Origin of the sequence: Sphingobacterium sp. GVS05A (assembly GCF_019969845.1) — a bacterium.
GTDB lineage: Bacteria > Bacteroidota > Bacteroidia > Sphingobacteriales > Sphingobacteriaceae > Sphingobacterium.
Window position 1 is genome coordinate 581469 of the sequence record NZ_JAHXYR010000004.1, and the last position, 23541, is coordinate 605009.

The window sequence follows — 23541 nt, forward strand, 5'->3', positions numbered from 1 at the left end:
TTACGGAAATAGTTATGCATATATTCGCAAGGATATTCCGTTTTTTGCTTAGTAGGGCCGTTTTATGATTTTGAAAAACAATCTATTAATAACAATCCTATGACAAGCTTAAAATCAAAAATTGACTCATCTTGAATGTAGTTTATTTTAGCTGACTAGGACGCATGCCAAATTGTTTTTGAAAGGCAGTTGAAAAAGCTTGTGTGCTACCATATCCATATTTTAACGCAATTGTGCTGATTGAATCAACATTATTCTTCTGCAATTCCTCAAAGGCTTTAGTCAAAACTGATTGATGGTAAAATTTAATAACAGAAATATTATAAATCGCCTGAAATCCTGTTGTCAATTTGAAACGGTTCAAACCAATTGTTTTGCATAGATCGTTAATAGAAAGTTGTAATATCTGATCTAGGTTTTGCAACAGCTTTCTTACTTCCTGTAGTTTTTGAATATCTAATGCGCTAAACTTCAATTCTTGATGCTTAATTGATGAAATAGCATTTAGGTAATGTGCCATTATCTCATATAATTTACATTCCATAAATACCCGTCTAAAATTACCTTTGAGCCTACATTCCAATATTTGTTTGATGATGACAGTTATGTTCTTAGAAATATCAAAGATAATCCCCTTAACAGTTTTGGAAAAGACGGCATCAATACATTTTCTCTTTTCGGTCTTCTGATTTACATCGAAAAATTTGTCAACAACATTCAAAAAGTCCTCTTTGTTGAATATGATGGTTACCTGTTCGAATTTTTTTCCTTTCTCAGCTATGAAAAAAGAGTCTTCCCCCTGTGGATTATACATAAAGCTTTGCTGTGTACTTATTTTGGAGGTCGTTGTATGATCCCATTCATGAGCGATATTTCCCTTTAGACTGATCGTCAGTAAAATATTATTGTTATAATATTGATTGTACTGCATCTTATAGGTCTCCAGTGGAAAACCGGATAAATAGGCTAAAGTAACATTGGGTACAAGAGGAATAAGAGCAGTCTGTCCTTTACCAAGTATGGGGGCTCTAAACTTTAATATTTCGTCTTCGCAATTTTGGCGTATAATCTCTTCAAATGGCTGCTCTCTCAATTCCTTGATAACAATAGGAGCTTTCATATCAATAATTTATTGAATGAAGATACAAAAAAATAATGCGTTTCGATGCAAAAATAATGCGTTTTGATGAACATCTTTCCGATAGTTGCGCTCTAAATTTGCTATGAATAAGGAGAAGTTTCCAATTGTGAATTAAATGATAACGAGTATTTATTCCCGCGATTTTCTGACAGTAAATTTTACCGATAAAATAAAAATTATGAAACATGTTACATTGCAACCAGGTCAAGAATCCGGACTGTTCGGTCCTGGTATTTTAAGGATCGATTTCGATCCAATGGGCGCCGGGCAGACCGGCTATTATGAAATCCACTATTATGGAGATAATGATAAACCGAATGGACAGTATTTAACAGGTAAAGTCAAGGGGAAGTTAGGCTCTGAATATACATTAAATTATAAATTAAAATTCAAAGTAAAAAATACCGGACAAAACACTGTAATTGGCTTTAAATAAGATCTATCATGATCTGAATAGCTCAATTCGAGAAATATAAAAAACTGTTACAAAAAGGGATGCCGAAAACTACATAGAGTAGGCTGAATTTATTAATAAAATAATATGCCAACAAATTTAATTCAGGCTGGTACAGTCAATAAAACCATTGACATCAGCACAAAGAAAAAAGATCAAATGACTGCAGCACTGGTAGAATCAAATACTACTGTGACAACGAAGGTAAATCTTAAATTTTCCGATCATAGCAATAAAAGTACCTACAAAGCTTTTAATCTCACGAAAAATCAGGCGCATTCGGTTGTAGGTATTCCTGTAGGAGCGGTAGCATATAGCGTGACTGTTACTGGTGAAGATATCAATATAGCCTGGGCCTAAGTCGCTCTACTGACCAATGAGAATTTTATAAAGACAATATTTACAAACTAAAAAAGATCATCATGGCAAGAAAAGTAAAAATGACGGTAAATAATAATACCGGTAAGGTGTTGACGTTAAAACCTACTACACCAAAACATGGAAAATTCACCACAGATCCTCCAGGTACAATTGAATCTGCCGGAAGTTGGACCTGTACCACACGAACAGGAGGGACATTTGGCCCCGAAGGTACAGTTATTTATCAGACTGATGGTGGAAAAATAACCATTGAGTTCTATTACAATCATCCTATGAACCACAGTAAGAGCTCATATAGAGTGACGGTAAGTCCGTCTGATTCCATTGGATACGATGTCAAAGGCAGTTTTGAAGGGCATGACCAGGATATAACGTTTGAATTATATCTGATTTGAGCGAATAATCTATAAGGTTATGGAAAGTTTAATCAACAAGATGTCGGAGAGGGATTCAATAAATACAGCTACTTGGATGGAAGGACTCGATCCTAAGCTACTATTGAATGGGATTATCATGCCCGGGAGTCACGATGCAGGGATGTCCCAAACGAATCATTGCGGCGCCGGGGCCGATTTAAGTAAAGGAATAGTACAAACACAAGCATTGGATATGCTAGGGCAATTAGCGGCAGGCGCACGCTACTTGGATGTTCGTGTTGATTATGATCACGGCAGGCTGGTAAGCTATCATAGAACAGGGGATGCTGGATGTAACGGACAGCCGCTAGTCGATATGATAGAACAAGCGATTACTTTTATTGATGCCCACCCCTCGGAAACCTGTATCTTAAAATTTTCTCATATCCGTACGAATCGTAATAATGAGCGGGAAATAAAAGATCGGATAGATCAGTTTTTGGCCAATAGCCAATACCGGAAGTATTTCTATAACAATAGGCATTACGATGTCAATTTAGCACAAATAAGCCTGGGAACATGTAGTGGTAAGATTATCCTGGTCTTTGATTATCCCGAACATATCAGTGCGCGAAGTGGACGGTTTCGCTATTATGATGAAGATAAGAGCATTGATTCAGATCATGGGGAAATCGGTTCTTGTGATCCAAATATTAGGGTATATGATTCGTACTCAAATACAGTCTCACTCGAAAAAATGAAGCAGGATCAGTTGGCTAAATTGATTACTTACGGCGGTCTAAATAAGAATTATCTCTTTTTATTGTCGTGGACATTGACGCCAGATAGTGGCACATTCTTGACTAGTTCTATTAAAAATCTGGCAAAAGAAGCTAATCGAGCCCTGGAGCAGCTTTCCAGCGGATATTTTAGACAAGCCCACATTCCCAAACCCAATATCGCCTACATTGACTATGTGAATGAACAAACAGCGAGAAGCATCATTTCGCTTAATTTTCTTTAAACAGCTATTCTTTAAATATTTAATTGTAAAGGTCTCATGGAAAAATCTGAAACAAGTAATCCCTTGTATGGGGTGACAATTGGCTCAATTATTTATTCTCAAAGTGGGAAATTTAGTCCAAGTGTAATTCGGGCGCCCATCAGTAGAATGATTGCACAGCAGCAGTCCGAAAAATATATGTCTGGTGAAAGTAGTTATTTGTATTCTGAAAGGATGAATCAAGGTGCATTTGGCATTTCTGGTGCATATGGGGCTTCTGGAATGAGTTTGGTCAGATCATCGTTATCTGCTTATGTGGGAGCATCAGCAGCCACTACGGGTAGGTCTGTTGTCGTTCATTATAGTGCGATAGCTATTGGGGGTATAGAATATGTTAATTTTGAGGATCTTACAGCAAGCGATCTTATTGCCAGTCTGAATGGCGCATGTCAGGAAGGTGCGCGAGCGGTATTAACCGCCTATAATAATGTGGTCAAGTATGCCGCAGAATCAAAACGTGATATACGAACAGCATTAAAGGAGACCGATGCGCAATCGTTACAGTTGAAAGAACTGGTCAATATATGGGTTGAAGCCTCAGAAGATTTTGCACATGACTTTGGCGATGGTTTAGTCGTTGGTGTAATCTGGGGTGCGCTCGGAGGAGTAACCATGAAAATGACCTCTCAAAGCGAATCCGAGTCTTGGCAGTACGGTGGTTCTGCTGATTTTTCCTATGCAAATGCATTTGCCTCAGTCGCTGTACAAGCGACTTATGATGGAAGTCAATCGCATGGTAAGGCGAAGGTCGATGTGGTTAGCAAAGGCTTTTCCTGGGGCACCGTCCTCGATGCTCAAGTAAAAGAATGGCTAGATAAAGTGAATGATAAATCATTCAGTGAGCTCGCCGATGTGAATGTTATTGAGAAGGCTCCTAAAATGGAAATTAGTCGTGGTGCACCGACGATACCCGAATTTCACAAACCCGAGGTCGACGAGGAAATTGAAAAGGAGGTGGAGAAGATAGCAAATTTGGATGACCTCAAAGAAATGGCGGAAGCATCAGCTTATAACAAAACATTAAGAACAAATCCAAAGCTCTCCTTTGACGAGTTTATCAATAATGCTGAGAAACTGGCAAATACAGAAAAATTGAAAGACCTTCAACAAAAAATACGGGCAAATGATATTGATACGTTGAATTTTTCCAACAAAAACAAAGCGAAGAAAGCACATTTCATGGCCTCGAATATGTCAAAATCTCCAGATATTTTACATGCTGGCCAGGAGGTGAGTACCGAGGGATACGTTCCTTTAGGTGCCTGGATTAGCCATTGGTCTGAGCTTTTCCCCTGGATGGCACAGGGGTATTATAACAGTATCGATGGCATTGAGGGTGAAGAGGTCATCCGATTACGTGTCATGCTACAGGATTATCAGACGCTTAGTCGCATGTATTACATCGCTCACAATGCTGGCATTGTTGACTTTAAGCGAAAAGATCCTTCCCATGTCAACGTTTCAACTTTGGGCCTCGGAGATGCCTTTGCCAATGCTGCTGCTCAAGTCCAAAAGGCCATAGAAACTTCTGAATTTGGTAATATACAGAAGATCTACACGGACTTAAGCGAGGCCACAAAAAACATTTATAAGCTATGGAATGAGGTGTCATTTCTTAGGAGTTGTGAGTTGGGGCTGGGGCTAATCAAAGATAATAAAACGATAGGTGCTGCGCTGAAAAATACAGATCAGAAAAGCGTGGGCACCCGGCAGGCATATACATTGACTGACTGTGATTTTGAAGGGAAAAACTACACAGCCTTCAGCCGTGCTTATAAAGTACTGCCCTTATTGACCCCCGACGGCGATATTTTGGCTTTCGGCCCCGAGCAAGGCGCTTTAAGCTCGATATATGATAACGAAATTGTTTTTACCAAACCTGGGCGAACAAAATATCTGATATTCAGTTACGATAAAAGTGCTAGAGAATTATTCCATCAGGATTATCATATTAAACTTTATCCAATTCCATTCTCTGCTGCCGAGAATGTTTCAGCATGGAAAGGGATGTCTTTAAGTACTAATGTAGGTTCTATAAGAAGTTTAAACTCGGCGTTAGCTTCATTGAATGATCAATTGGAGAAGCTTCGGGCATGGACCTTCAGTAGCATGAGTTGGAGCAAAAAATGGAATGGCACAAAATTATATAGGCAACACCGTATAAAAAAACAATACCTAGGAATTATTGATGAAATAGAAAACATATTTGACTAGCAGCTCTTTTTTATAAAGCCAATTGGATCAGTCGAAGCTATTAAACGTTATTCACTAAGGATAGGATTCGATTTTTTGAAAAAGAGATTGGGCCGGTTACATGTAAGGGGAAAGCTCCGGTAAATTAAAAACTCAATGGTACAGCCATTGAGTTTTTAATTTTATATATTCTTTTGTCTGTATCTATGTTCACTACAGCCATCAAAGCTTCTGAAAATATACACAGAAAACTGCGAATACCTACGAATGACAACTTATCTCCAGCGAATTATAATTCGTTTAATTTCCTAGAGATTTTACAGCTAAATTTAAGCGTAAAATAAAGTTTGAGTCTTCAATGATTACATTGGCATATTAGAATACGGCAAAACCTGTTTGAAGAAAAATGGCAAGCCTTTAAATGGAAATTATATCATAAAATTTAATCCGGCATTGATGAACAAAAGAACTTGCTTTTCAAAAAAATAAAATGATGAAAAAATGGTAATCTCTATAGTAATAATTTTAGTAGTCTATGTAGCTATACAAACCTGGTCTGTTATTAATTTATCACCAAGTTTATTATGGAATAGAGCCAAGTATAAAAAGTTTGCCGAGTTGCAAGAAAAATTGCAATGGGATAATTTTTTGATGTATAGAGTAACACACGTAGTAACGATGGTATTAGGTGTTTCCCTGAAAGGAATTTTTTTCTTATTTCACGAAAATAAGAAGCAGGGCATGTATATTATTAAAAATATTGGGAATTAATAGCAGTATTTTATGAAAAAATATCTGTTCCTTTTGCTGAAGACATAAAAGAAACCGATTTTTATAAATTGTTGTAAAATCAAATGCATGAAAAAGATTAAAAAGTTCCTTTTACCGGTTATCATCTTATGCCTAATAACCCTCGTTGTTGTTTTGGTAATCAACAGCAATGTAATGGCCGAGACGGAAAAGCTGATTTTCACTGAACTTAAAGATGTGCCAAAAACCAAGGTAGTCATTATTTTTGGCGCGGGAATAAACGGTGATCAGCCAAGTAGGTATTTAAAAGATCGGCTGGATGCTGGGATTTCGCTATACAAAAATAATAAAGTGGATAAAATATTACTATCAGGAGATAATGGGAGGGATGAATACGATGAGCTAACGGTAATGAAGTTATATTGTCAGAAAAACGGGGTCGATACCACAAAAATTTACATTGACTATGCTGGGTTTGATAGCTACTCGACTATGTACCGTGCAAAATATATCTTTCATGTTGATACAGCAATCTTGGTATCTCAGAAATACCACCTAAATAGATGTATTTATCTAGGTGATAAATTTGGTATAAAATCATTTGGTTATAGTGCAGATAGGGGCGTTTATCCGGGTTATAAATACTATGCATTTCGGGAAAAACTATCCGTCACCAAAGCCGTTTTGGATATTATAAGAGGCAGAAAACCAAAGTATCTAGGTGAACCGGTTGATGTAAATGGAAAATCAAATTATACGAAAGAATAGCTTATGAGATACCTTCTTTTCTTCGCATCACTTATGTTTTTAGGTTGTAATCCTATCCCTAAAAAAGATAAACACCCAGATGTGCCTCAACTGATTGAGTTGCTAGAAGATAAAAGCAAGTTCAGAAAAGTTACTGATATGACTGGCTTAAGTAGTCTAGTTTTTTTAAACGACGATAGAATACTTTTAAAGCCCGACAACAGTAACTCGCCCGTAAAGATTATTGATGTAGATAAAAATATACTTTTTGAAAAGATTTACGATTGGGAAAAGCCATTTTACATCGATAAACAAGGAAATCTATATTTCAACGGCAAGAAGTTTTTCTATCCAGATTATGGAAAACAAGAAGATTTTAAAACGGTGGTTATTGCAGATAACCTGCGCAAAAAATCAGAAGAATTGAAAGATCTGAACGATAGCTTGCAGATGAACGCTTTAAATAAATATGAGGTAGAAATGCTGAAACCGTATGGGCTCAAACCTTGTCCCTACACGATCGTGAACACAGAGCACTGCGATGTGTTTAAAGTAATCAACCAGACCTTGGTCGTTAGACAAACAGATCTTTTTAAAAGCGAACTTGATATAGCAAAAACTGAAATCCCTAAATTCGATGACGATGTTTTGATTGGTTGGCGCAATGGCAAACTGCCCAGTCCAGATTATTTGGCTTATTATGAACTGAAAAAACAACGCTTTAAGTGCGATGATATGACAATGCCCAAAACCGTAACATTAAAAGGCAAACAGTACTTTTTTGCTCCTAGTTTGGGTTTGTACCAAATCTTATTTTAATGTAGTCAATTAAAATCAAGTACTATTGAAAGTCTTTGCGACTGACACTATTTCAACTTGTTTACATCAAGAGTTTTGGGTGTTTTTTTCTAATTTATCCAATTCTTCTCTTACACACTTCTTTAATTACTTTCTGTTATGAGCTACATGAAAGTGTAGAGCATCCTGCGGTGTCATCATAGCTGGACGGGCGCTTTACCGAAAATTCCGGAAATAGTTCTTGGTATGGATTTTCTAAAGCCTGAGTTAGTTTGAGTAGCATCTCTGTTTTCCCATTACTAATTTCTTCAATACACTGGTAAAGCAGGTAGTTTCTCAGTATAAATTTAGGATTTGTCGTTTTCATTAATTCCAGGGATTCTTCCTTTGAAATTGTATTTGAATGCAGACGGGATTGGTACTGTTCAATGAAGTCTGCAAGTTTTCCGAGCCTTTCTTCATTTAAAATAGTATACGCTATCGGGCTGAAATGTTCCATTAGATCCGTATCTGGAGTTATTTTTTCTAATTGATTGAAGAATAGAGTATGATCAAATTCCAACTCCTGCATTAAGCCCTGCCAGTTGGTGAAAAAGTCTTCATCCTCTTTTCTGAGCCCATCAAATCCGAATTTTTTGCACAGCATTTTGTCATGGGCCTCCCAAAAATAAACACCAAAATTATTTAGTGTGTTTTCCAGGAATTTTTCATCATTGATTATTGGCTGAAGAGCATTTGCAAGTTTCCAGAGGTTCCAATGTGATATCTGTCCCTGCTTTCCAAATGCATATCTTCTTCCCGGAAGATCCGTTGTATTCGGAGTGAAATTTAAATTATATTCATCCATCATGGAATAGGGACCATAATCAATCGTTAAACCTAAGATCGACATATTGTCTGTGTTCATTACGCCATGAACAAAACCTACTCTGAACCATTCTACCATTAAGTCTGCCGTCCGGGTACATACTTTTTCAAAAAAATCTTTATATTTCTGATGATCGGATGAAACAATTTCGGGGAAGTAATTTTCAATCGTAAAATCAAGCAGATCCTGCAATAGTTTGTGTTCACCTTGAGCAAACATCAATTCAAAATGCCCGAAACGAAGGAAGCTTTCAGCTGTTCTTATGACTACAGCTCCTTTTTCATATTGTGGATTGCCATTATACATGATATCCCGAATAACATCTTCTCCAGTAAAGGCCAGGCTCAAAGCTCTGGTAGTGGGTATGCTTAAGTGATACATGGCTTCACTCATCAGGTATTCGCGTACAGAAGATCGCAATACAGCCCTTCCGTCGGCACGCCTTGAATAGGGAGTTGCACCAGCTCCTTTCCATTGGATCTCTGTTTTCTTACCTGCTGAATTGGTAATTTCCCCAGCGAGAATAGCCCTTCCATCCCCCAGCTGTCCTGCCCAGTTGCCAAATTGATGTCCTGCGTAAGCTGTCGCGTAGGTCTCAATATTGTCGGGAAGCTGAGATCCCACCAGAAAATTAAGATCCTTTTCTTCAAATGTTCCCAGCCCTATTTCCTTAGAAAGAGCCTCGTTAAAAGCAATTAATTGAGGATGATCAAATCCGGCAGGTTTAATCGTAGCAAATAAAACTTTTGGTGTGTTTCTCTGCATAGGATTATTGGAAAAATCTCCGGGAAATTTTTTGAGGAAAGGTTGTCCGATGTGTTCGATATTCATACCCCAAAGATATTAATTATAAAAGATAAGATCCTCCAAATTGTAGAAAGGTGAATTTTTAATATAATAGCCGGCAACCCACCGGCTATTATATTAAAAAATGAATGAGAATGTTTTTCTAAAAATTCTTGTTCGCTACATCCCACCACAGTCGTGTACCACCGTTATCAGGGCCTCCTAATAACTGTATAGCGGCAGTAACGGATTGATTATTACTATCATACTCGCGTTGCGGATAAGGCATACGGCGGATGCCTGGAATTGAAGGTATGGTATTTCCACTGAAATTTACAATGTTAGGAAACAGAATGGGATAACCTGTACGGCGGTATTCTGCCCAGGCTTCATCGCCATCCGGAAACATGGCGATCCATTTTTGTGTTATAATGCGTTCAAGTTTTCTGTTGTTTGAATCTCCGTCCTCCCAGCGGATAGTCATCGTGCTCAAATAAGGAGAGCCAATAGCGACGTTATTTTCACCAGCTTTAATAGCTTTTGGGTCAACATACGCTTTGGGTTTGCTCGTACTGTTATTTTTATAAGCTGTAACCTGGCTGCTTAGTCCATACATTTCGAAGGAACGGTCTATACCTGTTTCATAGTTGGTTTTTGCTGTTCCTGCATTGGACCAGCCGCGCAGTGCTGCTTCTGCTTTCAAAAACCAGCTTTCAGCAGCGATCATTAACTGCATCTGATTCGGAAAAGCCCGGAGCTTGGAATAATTTTCATAACGGCTTTTGCCATCTATATTAATACCTGAGCGGATGCCTTTATACTGCCCAGCTACCAGGGGATCCGCTGCCGGGTCAAATAACTTTGCCATGCGCGGATCATCATAACCACCCAGTATAGATTCTATGGGTGCACTCATGCGTGTATCACCCCATGCGCCAGTGATGGTATTTAAGGGGTGATCCGTACTGAGCCCAATAATGCAGTTGTCGGCGTTTACCTCGAGTAGTCCACCATTGGTAGGATTGAGTGCTTTTTCACCCTCCGTTTTTGCGATATTGGGTGCTATCGCAACGATACGTATGGCCAGCCGTAGACGCAGTGTATTTGCATAGCGTAGCCAGCGCTTATAATTATCCGCGGTATAAGCCATATCAGACTTGGCCATTGCTGCGGATTTTGGATTATTCTGGATATCTTTTAAGATCGTTGTCGCCGTATCTAGGTCTAAAAAGAAGTTTTTGTATGCATTTTCCTGCGAATCGTAATCGATCTGTCCATTTTCATTGAGCACATTATATTTGCTATAAATAATGGGGCCAACTTTGTCACTGGTCCGATGCATAGCGGATACTTTCAAAAGTTTGGCAAAAGCGAAAATATCCTGAAGCCGTTTATCTTGACGGGTGTCGCGTTCTACACGGAAAAGCGGATTCATAGCTTTGATGTAGCGATCTACAAAAATAGCTTGATACCAGCCTGGTACTAGGCTATAGGTGACGTTATTCGCGTTTCCGACGAAGGGAGTTGGGGGAGTAAGGTATCCCGCATAGGTGTCACTGCAGAGGTTATTGGCCAACTGATATTCACCGACGTTTTCGGGAATAATATCACGTTGTGCCTGGGCCAAAAAGGAGGCGACTAGTGCATAGTCAGCATTTGCTTCTTCGTCCGTTACCCCTGCAGGATTCGTGTTTAATTCAGTGAAGTTTTTGGTACAGCCCGTTAGCAAGGAGGTAGCGAGCAAGATGCAGATTAATCTGCTATAAACGAAAAATTTGATTGTGTTGTCCATGATCTACGTTATTAAAAGGATACCTTGAGATTTAAACCATAACTGCGAGTCGTTGGAAGGGCAAAGCTATCGTAGCCCTGGCCTCCGACACCCGTGGTTGTATTGAGTTCAGGATCATAAGGAGCATCGTTGCGAAAGAAAAATAAGTTCCGTCCTGTCAGTGATATGGAGGCTTGCTTGATGCCTTGCCATTTAATCGGAAGCTTGTAACTTAATGCAATTTCACGCATCCGAATATTGGTGGCACTGTAAAGCTGACCTTCGATGATACCATCACGGTTGCCTATGGCACTGTAGTAAGCCTGTGCCGGAAGAAGGCCTTCCCAAGCTGTGCCATCCATTTTAACAGCTGCAATGTCAACACCGCCGCGATCCCTTGCTGCTGCGCTTTCTTCGCTTACACCAAAGGAATTGAGGTAGCCGTCCGTTATACTGATTACTTTTCCGCCGAATCGGCCGTCTATCGTAAAGCTCAGACCAAAATCTTTGTAAGTAACATTATTGGTCCATCCCACAATGGCTTTAGGCGTATTATTGCCGATATATCCCGCAGGAGCGATCTGTGGCCGACCATTGTCATCAACGATAATTGTCCCGTTTTGATCGCGCTTAAACATAGGAGCCCAGAAATCACCAAAGGAACCGCCAAGACGGAGGACATTGAAATTTCCGCCCAAAGGGTACGTATTCCCCAGGTTGGGGGCCAATTTGACTATCTTGTTGCGATTGGCGGTAAAATTAAATCCCGTGTTCCAGTTAAAATGTTCTTTTTTGATAGCAGTCACGCCCAAAGCTGCTTCAATACCTTTATTTTCAACATTTCCAGCATTCAAAAATACGGTCGTGTTAACAACACCCACGGGTCCCTGATACTCAAAATACTGATCTCTGGTATTGGTTTTGTAAAGTGCAATATCCAGATTGACACGGTCTTTCCAAAAGCGGCCTTCATAACCTAATTCGACACTTTTGCTAATTTCTGGTTTCAGTGGTATTCCTCTATAAGGTCCTGATACATTTGGTGTTAAGATGCCTGTGTTTAAGGTGTTTACAGGGATTGTACTATAGGCGGCAACATCGTTCCCCACTTGAGCAAAGGATAGACGGAGCTTACTGTAGGTAATGAAGCTTGGCAATTTGAATAATTCATTCAGTACGGTTGATACACCTGCCGACCAATAAAAATAGCCCTTATGTTCCTGGGGAGTATTAGCCAGTGTAGAAGCCCAGTCATTTCTAGCCGTTAAATCGAGATAAACTTTTTCGTGGTAGCCCAAATTTGCTGAAGCAAATAAAGACTGGATCTGCCGACGTGAAATAGTTTCAGTCGCTGACTGCATAGGAGCATCACGATAGATATTACTCATCAGAAACTTATTGGCTACGGCGAGCCTAGCCAGGTCTAAAACGGTACCATTTGAACGTAAATCATTGATTGAGGTACCCGCTGTAAAATTTAAATCAAGCTGTTCGGCCCATTGTTTATTACCGGTTAGTAATAGATCACCATATAAGGCCGTGCTTTCGCTTCGATCGGTATTGTAACGGCCATTGTCGCCAAGTTTACCATCGATCGGTAGACCTGACAATACGCCCTGTGTTCCCGCATATATGCGGCGTTCCCAATGATCCCAGCGCTTGTTCAAGGTTCCGCGGGCACTTACAGATAGCCAGTCTGTCAAGACATAACGGAATTGCGCCTGTCCAATAATATTATCCCTTTTTTGATCCGTAGGAATGCGATTGAGCACCCAATAAGGATTTTGCTGATGATGTGTTCCGGTCAGTTTAGCGTCTGCATTGATATTCCACCAATCCTGCAAATAGAAGTTGCGGCTTTCGGAGAAATATTCGAAATTTTTGTACTTATCAAAATCCTGTCCTCTCGGAAACAGGTATAAGCCGGCTATCGGGCTGAAGTATAGACCTGAGGAAGGGCGGTTATGTATATTCTGACGCGAATACATCAGACTTCCATCAAAGAAGAGTTTATCGTCAAAGAAATTCATCGAATTTCGAAAGGTGGCGCTGTGCTGCTTAAACGTATTGGTCGGCAAAATTCCCTTGTTGCTTGTATTCGCATATGAAAAATAATTCTGTACGCGATTGGTTCCGCCACTCAGTGCCAAGGTATTGATAAAGGTTGTTCCAGTATTGTAGAAATCTTTTACTGGGTCAGCGAAAGTACCTTTTTCACCCCAGCTTTCCTCGCTCGAAGGAGTGGTCTGCCCATAGCGGTATTGCAATTTGGGTAGGTAAAACGCCTTGTCAGCCGTGAAACCACTGGAGAGATCAATTTTCAAGTTTCCTTCAGCCCCCTTTTTTGTGGTGATCATAATTGCACCATTGGCCCCCTGGCTTCCGTATAATGCAGAGGCCGATGCACCTTTCAGGACATTGATGCTTGCGATGTCATCCGCATTCAAGGTACTCAGGATATCACCACGGTCTGTAGCTCCGCCGAAGGCGCCATCGTTGCCACTACCATTTGTATTTGTGATCGGGAGACCATCAATGACATACAAAGGCTGGTTGTTGCGGTTTGATTTAAATCCGCGCAGCACAATATTCACGGATCCACCCATGCCTGACGAACTGCGGTTGATCTGCACACCCGAGACTTTACCTGTCAGGTTGTTCATGGGATTGACATCCTTTACTTTGGTCAGTTCGTCACCTTTTACGACCTGCGTCGAGTAGGTCAGACTTTTGGCTTTTCGCTGAATACCTAGTGCCGTGACCACGACCGTCTCCAAGGAAGACGATTTGCTCGTCATTTTGATGCTGATGTCGTTTTCTTGTGCCGTTATGGTACGCCTTGCATCTTCATAACCAACCAGTGTAACCAATAGCTTGACTGCTCCCTGTGGTACATTTAACGTAAATTTCCCCTGATCGTCGGTTGAGGTTCCGACGTTGGTCGATTCAAGGCGGACAGTTGCACCTCCCAAGGGTGCATTTGTGGCGAGGTCAACAAGGCTTCCTTTTAGCGTGCGTTGTTGGCCATAGGCTAATGGGATGATCACTAGCCATAAAAGTAAAAAAGACAAGATTTTACTCATAATCATGTAATTAAAAATTGGTTAAAAATTGTGTTTGACCTAAGTAGATGAAGATGCAAACGCCGACAAGCCGAATCAATTTTAGCATTGTTTACATAAATGTAAAGAAAAAGTTACGAAATAAAAAAGACTTTTTTTGAAAAATTTTTACACGTTAAAAGTAATTGATAATCAATTATATATAAGTATTTTTGCTGTTGAGAGCATCCTCTCAAGTAACTAACCCGATATCTTAGGGAGTCTTTCAATGGTAAATTCAGAGGCAAATGCTTGTGCAGAAACCCACAACTATTTCGATTGCCGAAATGAATGGAGATTCAATGTCAGAAGTGGTTCGGGTTAAGCGCCATAAGATTATTGGCGAAATAAATTCGAGCGAAATTATCTAACGGGATTAGACAGCATATATCAGGAATTACGTAAAGTTTAAGAGAGGACTAACTTAAAAACGCCAGGTAAAAAAATAAGACCTTCCAAATTATTGAAAGGTCTTGTATGTTCAGCTTTTCATTGCTATTGCTCTAAATAGCTTGAATTTGTCTAATCATTTGATTGGTAAATCCCCATTCGTTGTCATACCAGGCCATCACTTTCACAAGATCACCATCGACAACTCTTGTCATTTCCAGATCAACTGTCGCTGCAAACGGACTTTTGATGATATCGGTAGACACCAGTGGTTCGTCTGTTACCGTTAGCACCTTTTTATAGCGATCAGTTTTGGATTCATCGATCAAAATTTGGTTTATCTCTTCGATCGTTGTGTTTCTTTCGGCAATAAAAGTAATATCGGATATTGATCCGACCGGGACAGGTACCCGAACAGCTATGCCGTCAAACTTTCCGGCGTATTGCGGAAGTGCTTTTGTAGTCGCTATTGCAGCACCGGTAGCGGCAGGAGCAAGGTTAATTCCCGCAGCCCTTCCCATACGTGGTTCTTTTTTTGAAGGAGCATCTACAAGTGCCTGTGAAGCAGTATAACCGTGTGTGGTATTCAGAATTGCTTTTTTGATTCCTATCTTTCTTCCTAATATTTCGATGATCGGGCTGATATTGTTCGTCGTGCAGCTTGCGCATGAAAAAACAGAAACCTTTCCATCTTCAGTATTTACACCATGGACAACAGTAGGCGTATCTTTGGTTGGGCCTGAGATGACTACAAATTTTGCTCCGGACGTTAAATGTTTTTCAGCATCGGCTTTGTTCGTGAAAATACCCGTACTTTCGATGATGATATCAGCTTGAATATCTTTCCAGGGTAATTTTTCAATTTCTCTTATGCTTGTATATTTAACAGCCTTTCCATCGACTACAAGTATATCTCCCTCGATGCGTACATCTTTTTCATATTTACCATAATTACTGTCATATTTGAGCAGGTAGGCGGCGTTTTCGATACTCATCAGATCATTGATTCCGACAACCTCCAGATCGGCAGTTTCTGTTATTATTTTTAAAGCGGCACGTCCGATGCGGCCAAATCCATTAATAGCTATCTTTTTCATAACATTTCTTTTAATTCTGTTTATATTTTTTTCTATTTGATGTACTGTCTAAGTTCTTCTATTTTCCGATAAAAAAGATTGACATTGGTCAAGAAATTCCCTTTGTTAATGTCACTTAGTAGTTTTTACTGATTATTAAACTGTCCATAGTTTTATGGCTAGGGTGATGGAAGTATTGGAAAGTCGCTGTTCAGGAAAAACCAGATAGCTTCAGCTATTCGCAACTGTGATCTTTCATAATAATGTAAGTTTAAGAAATAAATGGGATGCCGAGAGTATCCGAAGTAGTCATGTATTGCTGTTGATAACCGTACTATTAACCTTAGTGGGTGTTCATTGTTTCAATAATAATTGAAGTTTTTATGTTTTCATCTGCTGAGTTTGTGAAAGAATTAATTAAAAGGTTTCAGCAACCAAAGATGATATGCTTGGTGAAGATTTTGCCTTTTCAATCACCCTACAGATGGGAGGTACAAAGATTTATCCAAAATCTACATAAGCACGGAATATTAGTTAATATTTAATGTCTCTCCATTTAATGCTAATATCGCTATAGAAGCAGTCCCCATCAGCTGCACATTGAGTAAGGATGATATCTCAATACGCGTATGCTTTGACAGGCGATTGATGCTGAATTCGACGACAGCGGCCTGAATCTGAGGTAGCAGTATCTGTCCGATTCTTGCACCATGTCCGCTAATAATTACTTTTTCCGGATTGACAATATGTATTAGAGTAGCAATACCCTTTCCTAGCATATAGCCAATCCGAGAGAAGGAATTAATCGCCAGTTGGTCACCATCTATAGCAGCTTCCATCAATTGGGCAATTGTGATTTTTCGTTCCCGTTGGTACAGCTTGCCAAGTATTGATACCTCTCCGGCATCAAGTTTTAAACTGGCACACTCAATCGCAGCTAGAAGAGATGCTTCAACCTCGAGGCATCCCTTTTTTCCACATGAACACAGTTTATTTTGATCCGACAGCGGAATGTGACTAAACTCTCCAGCGAATCCAACACTACCTCTAAATAGTTCATTTTTTAAAATCATGCCCATGCCGACTCCCCAATTGAGATTGATGACCAATGCGTTTTCAGTATCCTTGGCTTTGCCAAAATTATGCTCCGCAATGGCGATAGCTGCAGAATCATTTTCGATATAAGCAGGACGTTTCAGATGCTGCTGAATTATATCTCTTATATTAAAAAGAGGATGTTGTTCACAATAGGATGTATTTATACCTTTGGCCGAATTAACGAAACCTGGCATAGTAATTCCCACAATTAGTATTCTTGCAGCCAATTGATCCGCTAAATAATGATCAATTCGTTCTAAAATTCTTACATGTAGATTGCTGTCCAATTGTAGGTTTATTGTTTCCTGTGAGGATTCTTTTATGATGTTATTTGAAAGATCCAATAAAGTGATGGTGAAGCTATATTGATCAATGGTAATAGCCAATATAAGAGGTAGATCCCTTCCGTTCAACGAATAATTAGTTGCTCTACGTCCTCCGGTTGATGGTGCAAGGCCTTCACAAGTGATGATTTTTTTTTCAAGAAGATACTGGATACTATTGGTGGTATTAGGTATACTTTTCCCTATTTTTTTGCTGAGTTCAGCGATAGACAGTGTACCTGAAAAATAGAGTGTTTTAACGATGACCTGATATAATGGATTCATATTTAGCTTTAGGTAAGTGACTGTATATTGCATTGAATACCTATATGGTTTGAAATGCGCATGACTATGATTAAATTCTAGTTCGGCGAACAAATTACGCTGTAGGCAATAGTAAATACGAGTCTGTTTATATTCGGTATAACGTAGATCTCATTATGGGAGAAGACAGGTAAGACTATTTTTAGGGGGCTCAGCAACATAAATAAAGTAAGTTTTAGCAGCTTGTTGAACTATTAAAAGAATCCTTCAAACTTATTTTATCCGAGGTCAACTATAATGCCAACGTCAAAAGGCCAATTTAAAGCATGTTTCCTTTATTTTCTCATATAAGATGTCCGAAAACGGACATTAATACTTTTGAATCGTACGATAATGGTACACAACTCCAGGCAATACAATTAATATCAAAGCTAGCCAGTTGTATATTACCAAAAGAGAGGGGAAGCTCAAAAGGCGTTTTAGATCCGAAAAATTTCTAAATGAGAAATTCCCATAATTGTGTACATTGCGTCTTATAACCTATAAAAATCAATAGATGAATTTAAGAGAAGCAAGAGTGTCGGATATTCCACAGATGCAAGTAGTTAGAAATGCTGTAAAGGAAAATCCATTATCGGATCCAGGTCTAGTAACTGATCAGGACTGTGAAGATTTTATAATGAAAAGAGGCAAAGGATGGGTGTTTGAAATTAACAATAACATTGTTGGTTTTTCAATAGTGGATCTGGCTGAGCATAATATTTGGGCATTATTTGTACATCCGGAATATGATAAACGGGGAATAGGGAAACAGCTACACGATATTATGCTGGACTGGTACTTTAATCAAACAGCGCATACAGTATGGCTGGGAACCGCACCCGGTACGCGAGCAGAACGTTTTTACCGAAAAGCCGGGTGGAAGGAAATCGGAACTCATGGTAAAGATGAAATCAAATTCGAAATGCCTTTTGAAAAATGGAAGGATTCGGCGGTTTAAAGGTTTTGGTCAGTTCGTAGCTATTCCAACTCAATGAACAAAAAGCGCCGCTTTAAACCAAGTGGCGCTTTCTATTATTTATTTGAGAAGCTAATCTTCCCTTATCGCAGTTTCGTCTTTTAAGATCAGGTCTGCAATTTCATCTTTCCGTTTGAAGCTTACGCGCTCGTGCTGCTGCATGTAGCGGATAATCTGTTCGATGGTATTCACCATTTGCGGTGTTCCGCCAATTCTGTCATGAAAACTGATCGACAGCTGCCTGCGTTTGGTTTCAGCTTCTTGATAAAGTTGATCAAATTCCATTTTAACCTGCCGTGCAAATTGATCGGTTGAATAATGTTCACCAGCAATCAATTGGATATCGTTGCAGCGAAGTGTGTAAGGTATTACAGCAAAGTCCTTGTCTTTTACTTTGATTATAAAAGGCTCATCCCTGCTCAGATCATCAATATGATATTTGAAACCCAACTCCTGTAGAATATTTAGCGTATTCTCGCCACGTCGCAACCAGTTGGCGTTATAACCCACGGGACGAACTCCAGTTGACTGCATAATGGCTTCTATGCCATCCTGTATAAATTTCTTTTCCTCCTCATAAGGCAGATTATATTGTTTGCTCCAGTTCATCCCATGTGCTGCCGCTTCGTGACCTCTTTCGACAATTTCTTTCGCCAGTTGCGGGTTGTTGAGTACAGCAGAACCGACCATATGTGACGTAACTTTGACTCCAAGCTTGTCCCAGATATCAAGCATTCTGGGAATACCTTCCTTATAGCCGTATTGGTACCAGGTTTCGGCAGGAAGATCTTTAAAGCCCTTGTCCATGTTTTGTGGGAATGGGCTTTCTGCATTGTCGGGCTGTCCGCCAGATTCAAACTGCATGGAAATAGAGACGATCAAGCGGGAACCGTCGGACCATTTGGAATTAGGTTTTACGGGAGATTTGTCTTGGAGATTACCTTGGCTATTTGTAAAGGGCAATATGCTCAACGTACCAAGGGCTCCGGTTTGTTTAATAAATGTGCGTCTTGTGGTCATGGATTAAATTATTATAGATTGAAAAGTTTATCTAAAGCCCAAGAGTTGCTCTGGACAAATTGTAGCAGCAGGGCAAAGAAAGCAAGGTGCAGTAACTGAGAGGGAATGGCTTCCCAGTTCTCAATCATGGCTGTACCAAAAAGCAGGATCAGCAATACTCCTGCTCCCATGATTAGTGCAGGTTTTGTAAACAAACCAATCAATAGACACAGGCCCACTGTGGATTCTGCCACAGGTAACACATAGCTAAACGGTAGTACCATAGCCTTTGGCAAAAGGGATTTTTCAAAACTGGCGATCATCCATTGACTGAAAGTGTTTAATTTCGGCAGCCGTACAAGACCGTGTCCAAACATACTGATGGCAATGCCCAGCCGAAGGAGTAAGAAAACTGTTGTATCCATTATCTTATTTTAATTTGATGATTCAAAATTGCATCAATCTACTGTCTGAAATCGGTATCTTTGGAGGTATTATCGGTAAAAAACTAGGATGAAGTTAAAAACATTGCATAGGCCTTTTGAAATCGAGCTGCTCACATTAGATGAGTATACTGCCGTTCCTCATAAAAATACCTATTTCGAAATGGTTTTTATTTTGGAAGGAAGTGGTGTTCAGATTATCAATGAGCATGAGCTTCCTTATGACAGCGATAAGCTTTTTTTAGTTTTTCCACAGGATTCGCACTCCTTTCGTATAGGATTAACAACGCGCTTCTTCTTTATTCGATTTAATGAAAGCTACTTAAAAACTCAGCATAGAGAATGGGTACAGAAGCTTGAATACATCTTTTACAATCATGACCATTTGCCTGGCTGTATTCTTAAAACAGTTACTGATAAGCCAATGGTAAGAGCCTTGGCTGAGGCCCTGTTAAGGGAACAGCAAAATGGAGGGCCCCATCATCAGGAAGTTATCCAACAGTTGCTGAACACTGTCATCTCCATCGCTGCAAGAAATATTGCATCCGTTCAAACGGCATATCCTTATCAACCATCTCATCCATTGTCAATGCTTGGATATGTACATCAAAATATTAAACGGCCAGAGGCACTAAAGATCGAGGAGCTAGCTTCCTATTTTCATTTGTCGCCAAACTATGTGGGGGAGTATTTTAAAAAGGAGACGGGGGAAAGTCTGCAAAAGTATATCCGCAGTTACAGGCTCCACATGATTGAAGCAGCCCTTATACATACAAACAAGCGAATTAGCGAAATCACGCTAGACTTTGGATTTACGGATACCAGCCACCTCAACAAGATATTCCATCAAGAATATGGGGTAAGTCCCACAACTTTTAGGAAAAGACTACTCGAAAAAAATGGGCATTTATAAATCCATGTGAAACCCTTGCCTTATTGTAGATATCAGACTTTTTGGTCTCTCACGCGTACAGCTTATATCCCTTGTTTTCCTCCGATAGTCTCCTTAGCACCATTCTTTTGCTATAGATATCAAAACAAAAGAATAGAGCAAATCAATAAAATTCCATTGTTCACGTTAGCCTCCCTATTTCAATAAAAAGCCCCATTTGATCATCTCGATAATTAAAAAGTGAAATATAGCCTTATTTAACTGCATGAGATTTAGAGAAGCAAAAATTGAAAATATAGCACTAATTCAGATGGTAAGAAATTCTGTAAAGGAAAATATCAGGCAGCACGGCTAGTGATTTATTGTATTAAATCAGTTTCACAACAGGCCCAAAACATTGAATAAAATGGGATTTTGATCATCAAATCGCCAGTTTAGATAAAGGTTGGTTTCAACCTTGGTCTCAATAAAACGGATTCCAGGAATGGAATGATGAATATAAGAATCCGGCAAAACCGAAATTCCGATACCTTTGCGAACGAGTGCAATGATTGCTGAACCAAATTCGGAATAGACATGGGTATTCGGAACAGCATCAAATGACCTAAATAATTGCTGAACAGTATCACTATAGCTACTGCCTTCATCTTTGATAGGCAGAATGAACTTTTGCGATTCCAGTGATTCTTTGGTTAAATCTTTCAAGTTCCTATAAGGATGATCTTCAGGGACAACTATTGCCAAATGGTCTGTATATATTTGCTTTGATTGAATATTATCAATTTTATTGATATCTCTAGTAATGAGCAGATCGACTTTATAGTTCTTTAAAAGATTTTGTTGGTCTTCATAGCGTACCTGAACCAACTCCACTTTCAATAAGGGAAATGACAAAATGATCTTACTCAGTATTTCTGGCATAATAGAAGCGGAAATTGAGTCCGGGTGAGCAATTACAATTGTTCCCGTTTCTCCTAACTGTATTTGGAGGGCATGCTGATGAAGAAATTCGAGCCTATTGAGCTCAACTTCCCATTTATCTTTTAAAAATTTGCCGGCTGGTGTAAGCTTGACATTTCTTTTGGTACGTTCAAACAATTGGATACCCAGAAGCGTTTCTAAAGACTGAATTTGACGGCTGAGGGCGGATTGGGTGATATTCATAGTTGCTGCTGCATTCCAAAAATGGAGCTCACGGGCTACGGCTAAAAAATACTTTATTTGTTGCAGATCCATAGTAATGCAATTTACGAATTAGTAGATGAGAATATAGCATTTTTTTGCATTAAAATGGCCTTTAATTTTGCAAAACTTAATGGAGGTTATTTAGGTGTGCCGTTTAAGATAAGAAACTAACTATCTATATATTTTAATTACTTGAAAATGGGAATTATTGAAATTAAAAGAGTAACTGTTGATGATATTGCGGAGCTTCAGAAGATTGGGAGAGAGACATTTTTGGAAACCTTTTCCGAAAGCAACAATGAAGAGAATATGGCAAGTTATCTTTCTGAGAGCTTTTCAGAAATAAAGCTGATCAAAGAGCTAAATAATGCAGGGTCAGAATTCTACTTTGCTGTAGATAATAATACTGTAATTGGTTATCTTAAATTAAATACAGGAAAATACCAAACAGAGATTCAAGATGATAAGGCCTTGGAAATAGAAAGGATTTATGTTTTACGTGCATTTCATGGTAAAAAGGTAGGGCAGATACTCTATGAGAAAGCACTTCAAATAGCCGAAGTTTTGGGGCTTTCTTTTATTTGGTTGGGTGTATGGGAAAAAAATCTACGGGCAATACAGTTTTATGAGAAGAACGGATTTGTTGCATTTGACAAGCATATCTTTAAGTTGGGAGATGATGAGCAGACCGATATCATGATGAAAAAGGAACTGATCAAATAATGAATTTTAAAAGTGATATTTTTAAATTCGAAGATCAAAAGGAAAAGTCGTTATTTAAAAAAGGTGATCAGTGTGTAAAAGAAGACTAGACAGACATTCAAGATGAAATTAAAAGAAAGAAAAAATTGCCCAATGATTGATATATTCAAAAATTACCTGTCCTTAACAGGAGCACTCTCAGCAGAGGAGGTTAACTTTTCTGTGAATTTCTTCAAGCCGATCAGCTTGAAGAAGGGCGATTTTTTTATTCGTGAGGGGGATATTTGCCGTTATATTGGATTTATTGCTAGGGGTGCTGTAAAGGCATACGCTATCGACAAAGAAGGAAAAGAAAATATAACCTGTTTCAAGTTTGAAAATGAATTTGCCACCTCGTTTCCGGAATTTGTGGCGCAGGCAAAATCCAGAAGGAGTATCAGGGTTATAGAAGATGGCATAATCTATGGAATAAGCTATCCAGACTATCTGCATCTGCTTGGTGAGGTTGCCACCTGGAATGATATTATAAAATCGGTGATGGAGCGGGAGTATAGTCAAAAGGAGCTCTACCTGCTTAATTATAATAATAAGTCGGCTGTGGATAAATACCGTCATGTCTTGATGAACGAACCGATGCTCGTCCGTCGTATAGCGACACAAGATCTGGCATCGTATCTGAGCATCACGCAACGTTCGCTTACTCGGGCCAAGGGCCAATTGCATAGACACAAGGAATTATAGG

At 39.3% G+C, this 23541-nt stretch carries 20 protein-coding genes; 11 read left to right on the forward strand and 9 right to left on the reverse strand.

The features are described 5' to 3' along the window. Positions 1–142: 142 nt before the first annotated feature. A complete protein-coding gene (locus tag LC454_RS12980) occupies positions 143–1120 on the reverse strand; it encodes a helix-turn-helix transcriptional regulator (protein ID WP_223582914.1) in 978 nt (325 codons plus the stop codon). 199 nt (positions 1121–1319) lie between these two features. Here LC454_RS12980 and LC454_RS12985 point away from each other — a divergent pair, with 199 nt between their 5' ends. From LC454_RS12985 to LC454_RS13015, 7 genes are all read left to right on the forward strand, one after another. Further along, positions 1320–1577, forward strand: a complete 258-nt coding sequence (locus LC454_RS12985; RefSeq protein ID WP_223582915.1) for a hypothetical protein — start codon at positions 1320–1322, stop codon at positions 1575–1577. Positions 1578–1682: 105 nt separating this feature from the next. Beyond that, positions 1683–1955, forward strand: coding sequence for a hypothetical protein (locus LC454_RS12990; RefSeq protein ID WP_223582916.1), 273 nt, complete (start codon positions 1683–1685; stop codon positions 1953–1955). A gap of 62 nt (positions 1956–2017) precedes the next feature. After that, positions 2018–2371: a hypothetical protein gene (locus tag LC454_RS12995; RefSeq protein WP_223582917.1), complete on the forward strand. Its 354-nt coding sequence runs from the start codon at positions 2018–2020 to the stop codon at positions 2369–2371. Positions 2372–2390: 19 nt separating this feature from the next. Further along, complete coding sequence (locus tag LC454_RS13000; RefSeq protein WP_223582918.1) at positions 2391–3356, forward strand: hypothetical protein; 966 nt, start codon at positions 2391–2393, stop codon at positions 3354–3356. A gap of 36 nt (positions 3357–3392) precedes the next feature. After that, entirely contained in the window at positions 3393–5609 is a 2217-nt protein-coding gene (locus LC454_RS13005; RefSeq protein WP_223582919.1) for a hypothetical protein, read from the forward strand. An 837-nt stretch (positions 5610–6446) separates the two neighbouring features. After that, positions 6447–7106: a vancomycin high temperature exclusion protein gene (locus LC454_RS13010; RefSeq protein WP_223582920.1), complete on the forward strand. Its 660-nt coding sequence runs from the start codon at positions 6447–6449 to the stop codon at positions 7104–7106. Positions 7107–7109: 3 nt separating this feature from the next. Next, complete coding sequence (locus LC454_RS13015) at positions 7110–7904, forward strand: hypothetical protein (RefSeq protein ID WP_223582921.1); 795 nt, start codon at positions 7110–7112, stop codon at positions 7902–7904. A gap of 136 nt (positions 7905–8040) precedes the next feature. Here the strand turns inward: LC454_RS13015 and LC454_RS13020 are convergent, their stop codons facing one another. From LC454_RS13020 to LC454_RS13040, 5 genes are all read right to left on the reverse strand, one after another. Then, positions 8041–9582 carry a protein adenylyltransferase SelO gene (locus tag LC454_RS13020; protein ID WP_223582922.1) on the reverse strand — a complete coding sequence of 514 codons (1542 nt, stop codon included), beginning with the start codon at positions 9580–9582 and terminating at the stop codon, positions 8041–8043. A 118-nt stretch (positions 9583–9700) separates the two neighbouring features. Further along, complete coding sequence (locus LC454_RS13025) at positions 9701–11329, reverse strand: SusD/RagB family nutrient-binding outer membrane lipoprotein (RefSeq protein ID WP_223582923.1); 1629 nt, start codon at positions 11327–11329, stop codon at positions 9701–9703. An 11-nt stretch (positions 11330–11340) separates the two neighbouring features. After that, positions 11341–14391: a SusC/RagA family TonB-linked outer membrane protein gene (locus tag LC454_RS13030; protein ID WP_223582924.1), complete on the reverse strand. Its 3051-nt coding sequence runs from the start codon at positions 14389–14391 to the stop codon at positions 11341–11343. Positions 14392–14912: 521 nt separating this feature from the next. Then, complete coding sequence (locus LC454_RS13035) at positions 14913–15896, reverse strand: type I glyceraldehyde-3-phosphate dehydrogenase (RefSeq protein ID WP_223582925.1); 984 nt, start codon at positions 15894–15896, stop codon at positions 14913–14915. A 509-nt stretch (positions 15897–16405) separates the two neighbouring features. Continuing rightward, positions 16406–17581, reverse strand: coding sequence for an ROK family protein (locus tag LC454_RS13040; protein ID WP_223582926.1), 1176 nt, complete (start codon positions 17579–17581; stop codon positions 16406–16408). Positions 17582–18116: 535 nt separating this feature from the next. On the opposite strand from LC454_RS13040, the gene LC454_RS13045 reads away from it, so the two are divergent. After that, positions 18117–18560: a GNAT family N-acetyltransferase gene (locus LC454_RS13045; RefSeq protein WP_223582927.1), complete on the forward strand. Its 444-nt coding sequence runs from the start codon at positions 18117–18119 to the stop codon at positions 18558–18560. Positions 18561–18650: 90 nt separating this feature from the next. Here the strand turns inward: LC454_RS13045 and LC454_RS13050 are convergent, their stop codons facing one another. Next, positions 18651–19598: a polysaccharide deacetylase family protein gene (locus LC454_RS13050; RefSeq protein WP_223582928.1), complete on the reverse strand. Its 948-nt coding sequence runs from the start codon at positions 19596–19598 to the stop codon at positions 18651–18653. Between the two features lie 11 nt (positions 19599–19609). Next, positions 19610–20002, reverse strand: coding sequence for a DoxX family membrane protein (locus LC454_RS13055; protein ID WP_223582929.1), 393 nt, complete (start codon positions 20000–20002; stop codon positions 19610–19612). An 88-nt stretch (positions 20003–20090) separates the two neighbouring features. On the opposite strand from LC454_RS13055, the gene LC454_RS13060 reads away from it, so the two are divergent. Next, a complete protein-coding gene (locus LC454_RS13060; protein WP_223582930.1) occupies positions 20091–20933 on the forward strand; it encodes an AraC family transcriptional regulator in 843 nt (280 codons plus the stop codon). Between the two features lie 357 nt (positions 20934–21290). On the opposite strand, the gene LC454_RS13065 is transcribed toward LC454_RS13060, so the two are convergent. Continuing rightward, a complete protein-coding gene (locus LC454_RS13065) occupies positions 21291–22148 on the reverse strand; it encodes a LysR family transcriptional regulator (protein WP_223582931.1) in 858 nt (285 codons plus the stop codon). A 147-nt stretch (positions 22149–22295) separates the two neighbouring features. On the opposite strand from LC454_RS13065, the gene LC454_RS13070 reads away from it, so the two are divergent. Continuing rightward, complete coding sequence (locus LC454_RS13070) at positions 22296–22820, forward strand: GNAT family N-acetyltransferase (RefSeq protein ID WP_223582932.1); 525 nt, start codon at positions 22296–22298, stop codon at positions 22818–22820. A 132-nt stretch (positions 22821–22952) separates the two neighbouring features. After that, a complete protein-coding gene (locus tag LC454_RS13075) occupies positions 22953–23540 on the forward strand; it encodes a Crp/Fnr family transcriptional regulator (protein WP_223582933.1) in 588 nt (195 codons plus the stop codon). Position 23541 lies beyond the last annotated feature (1 nt).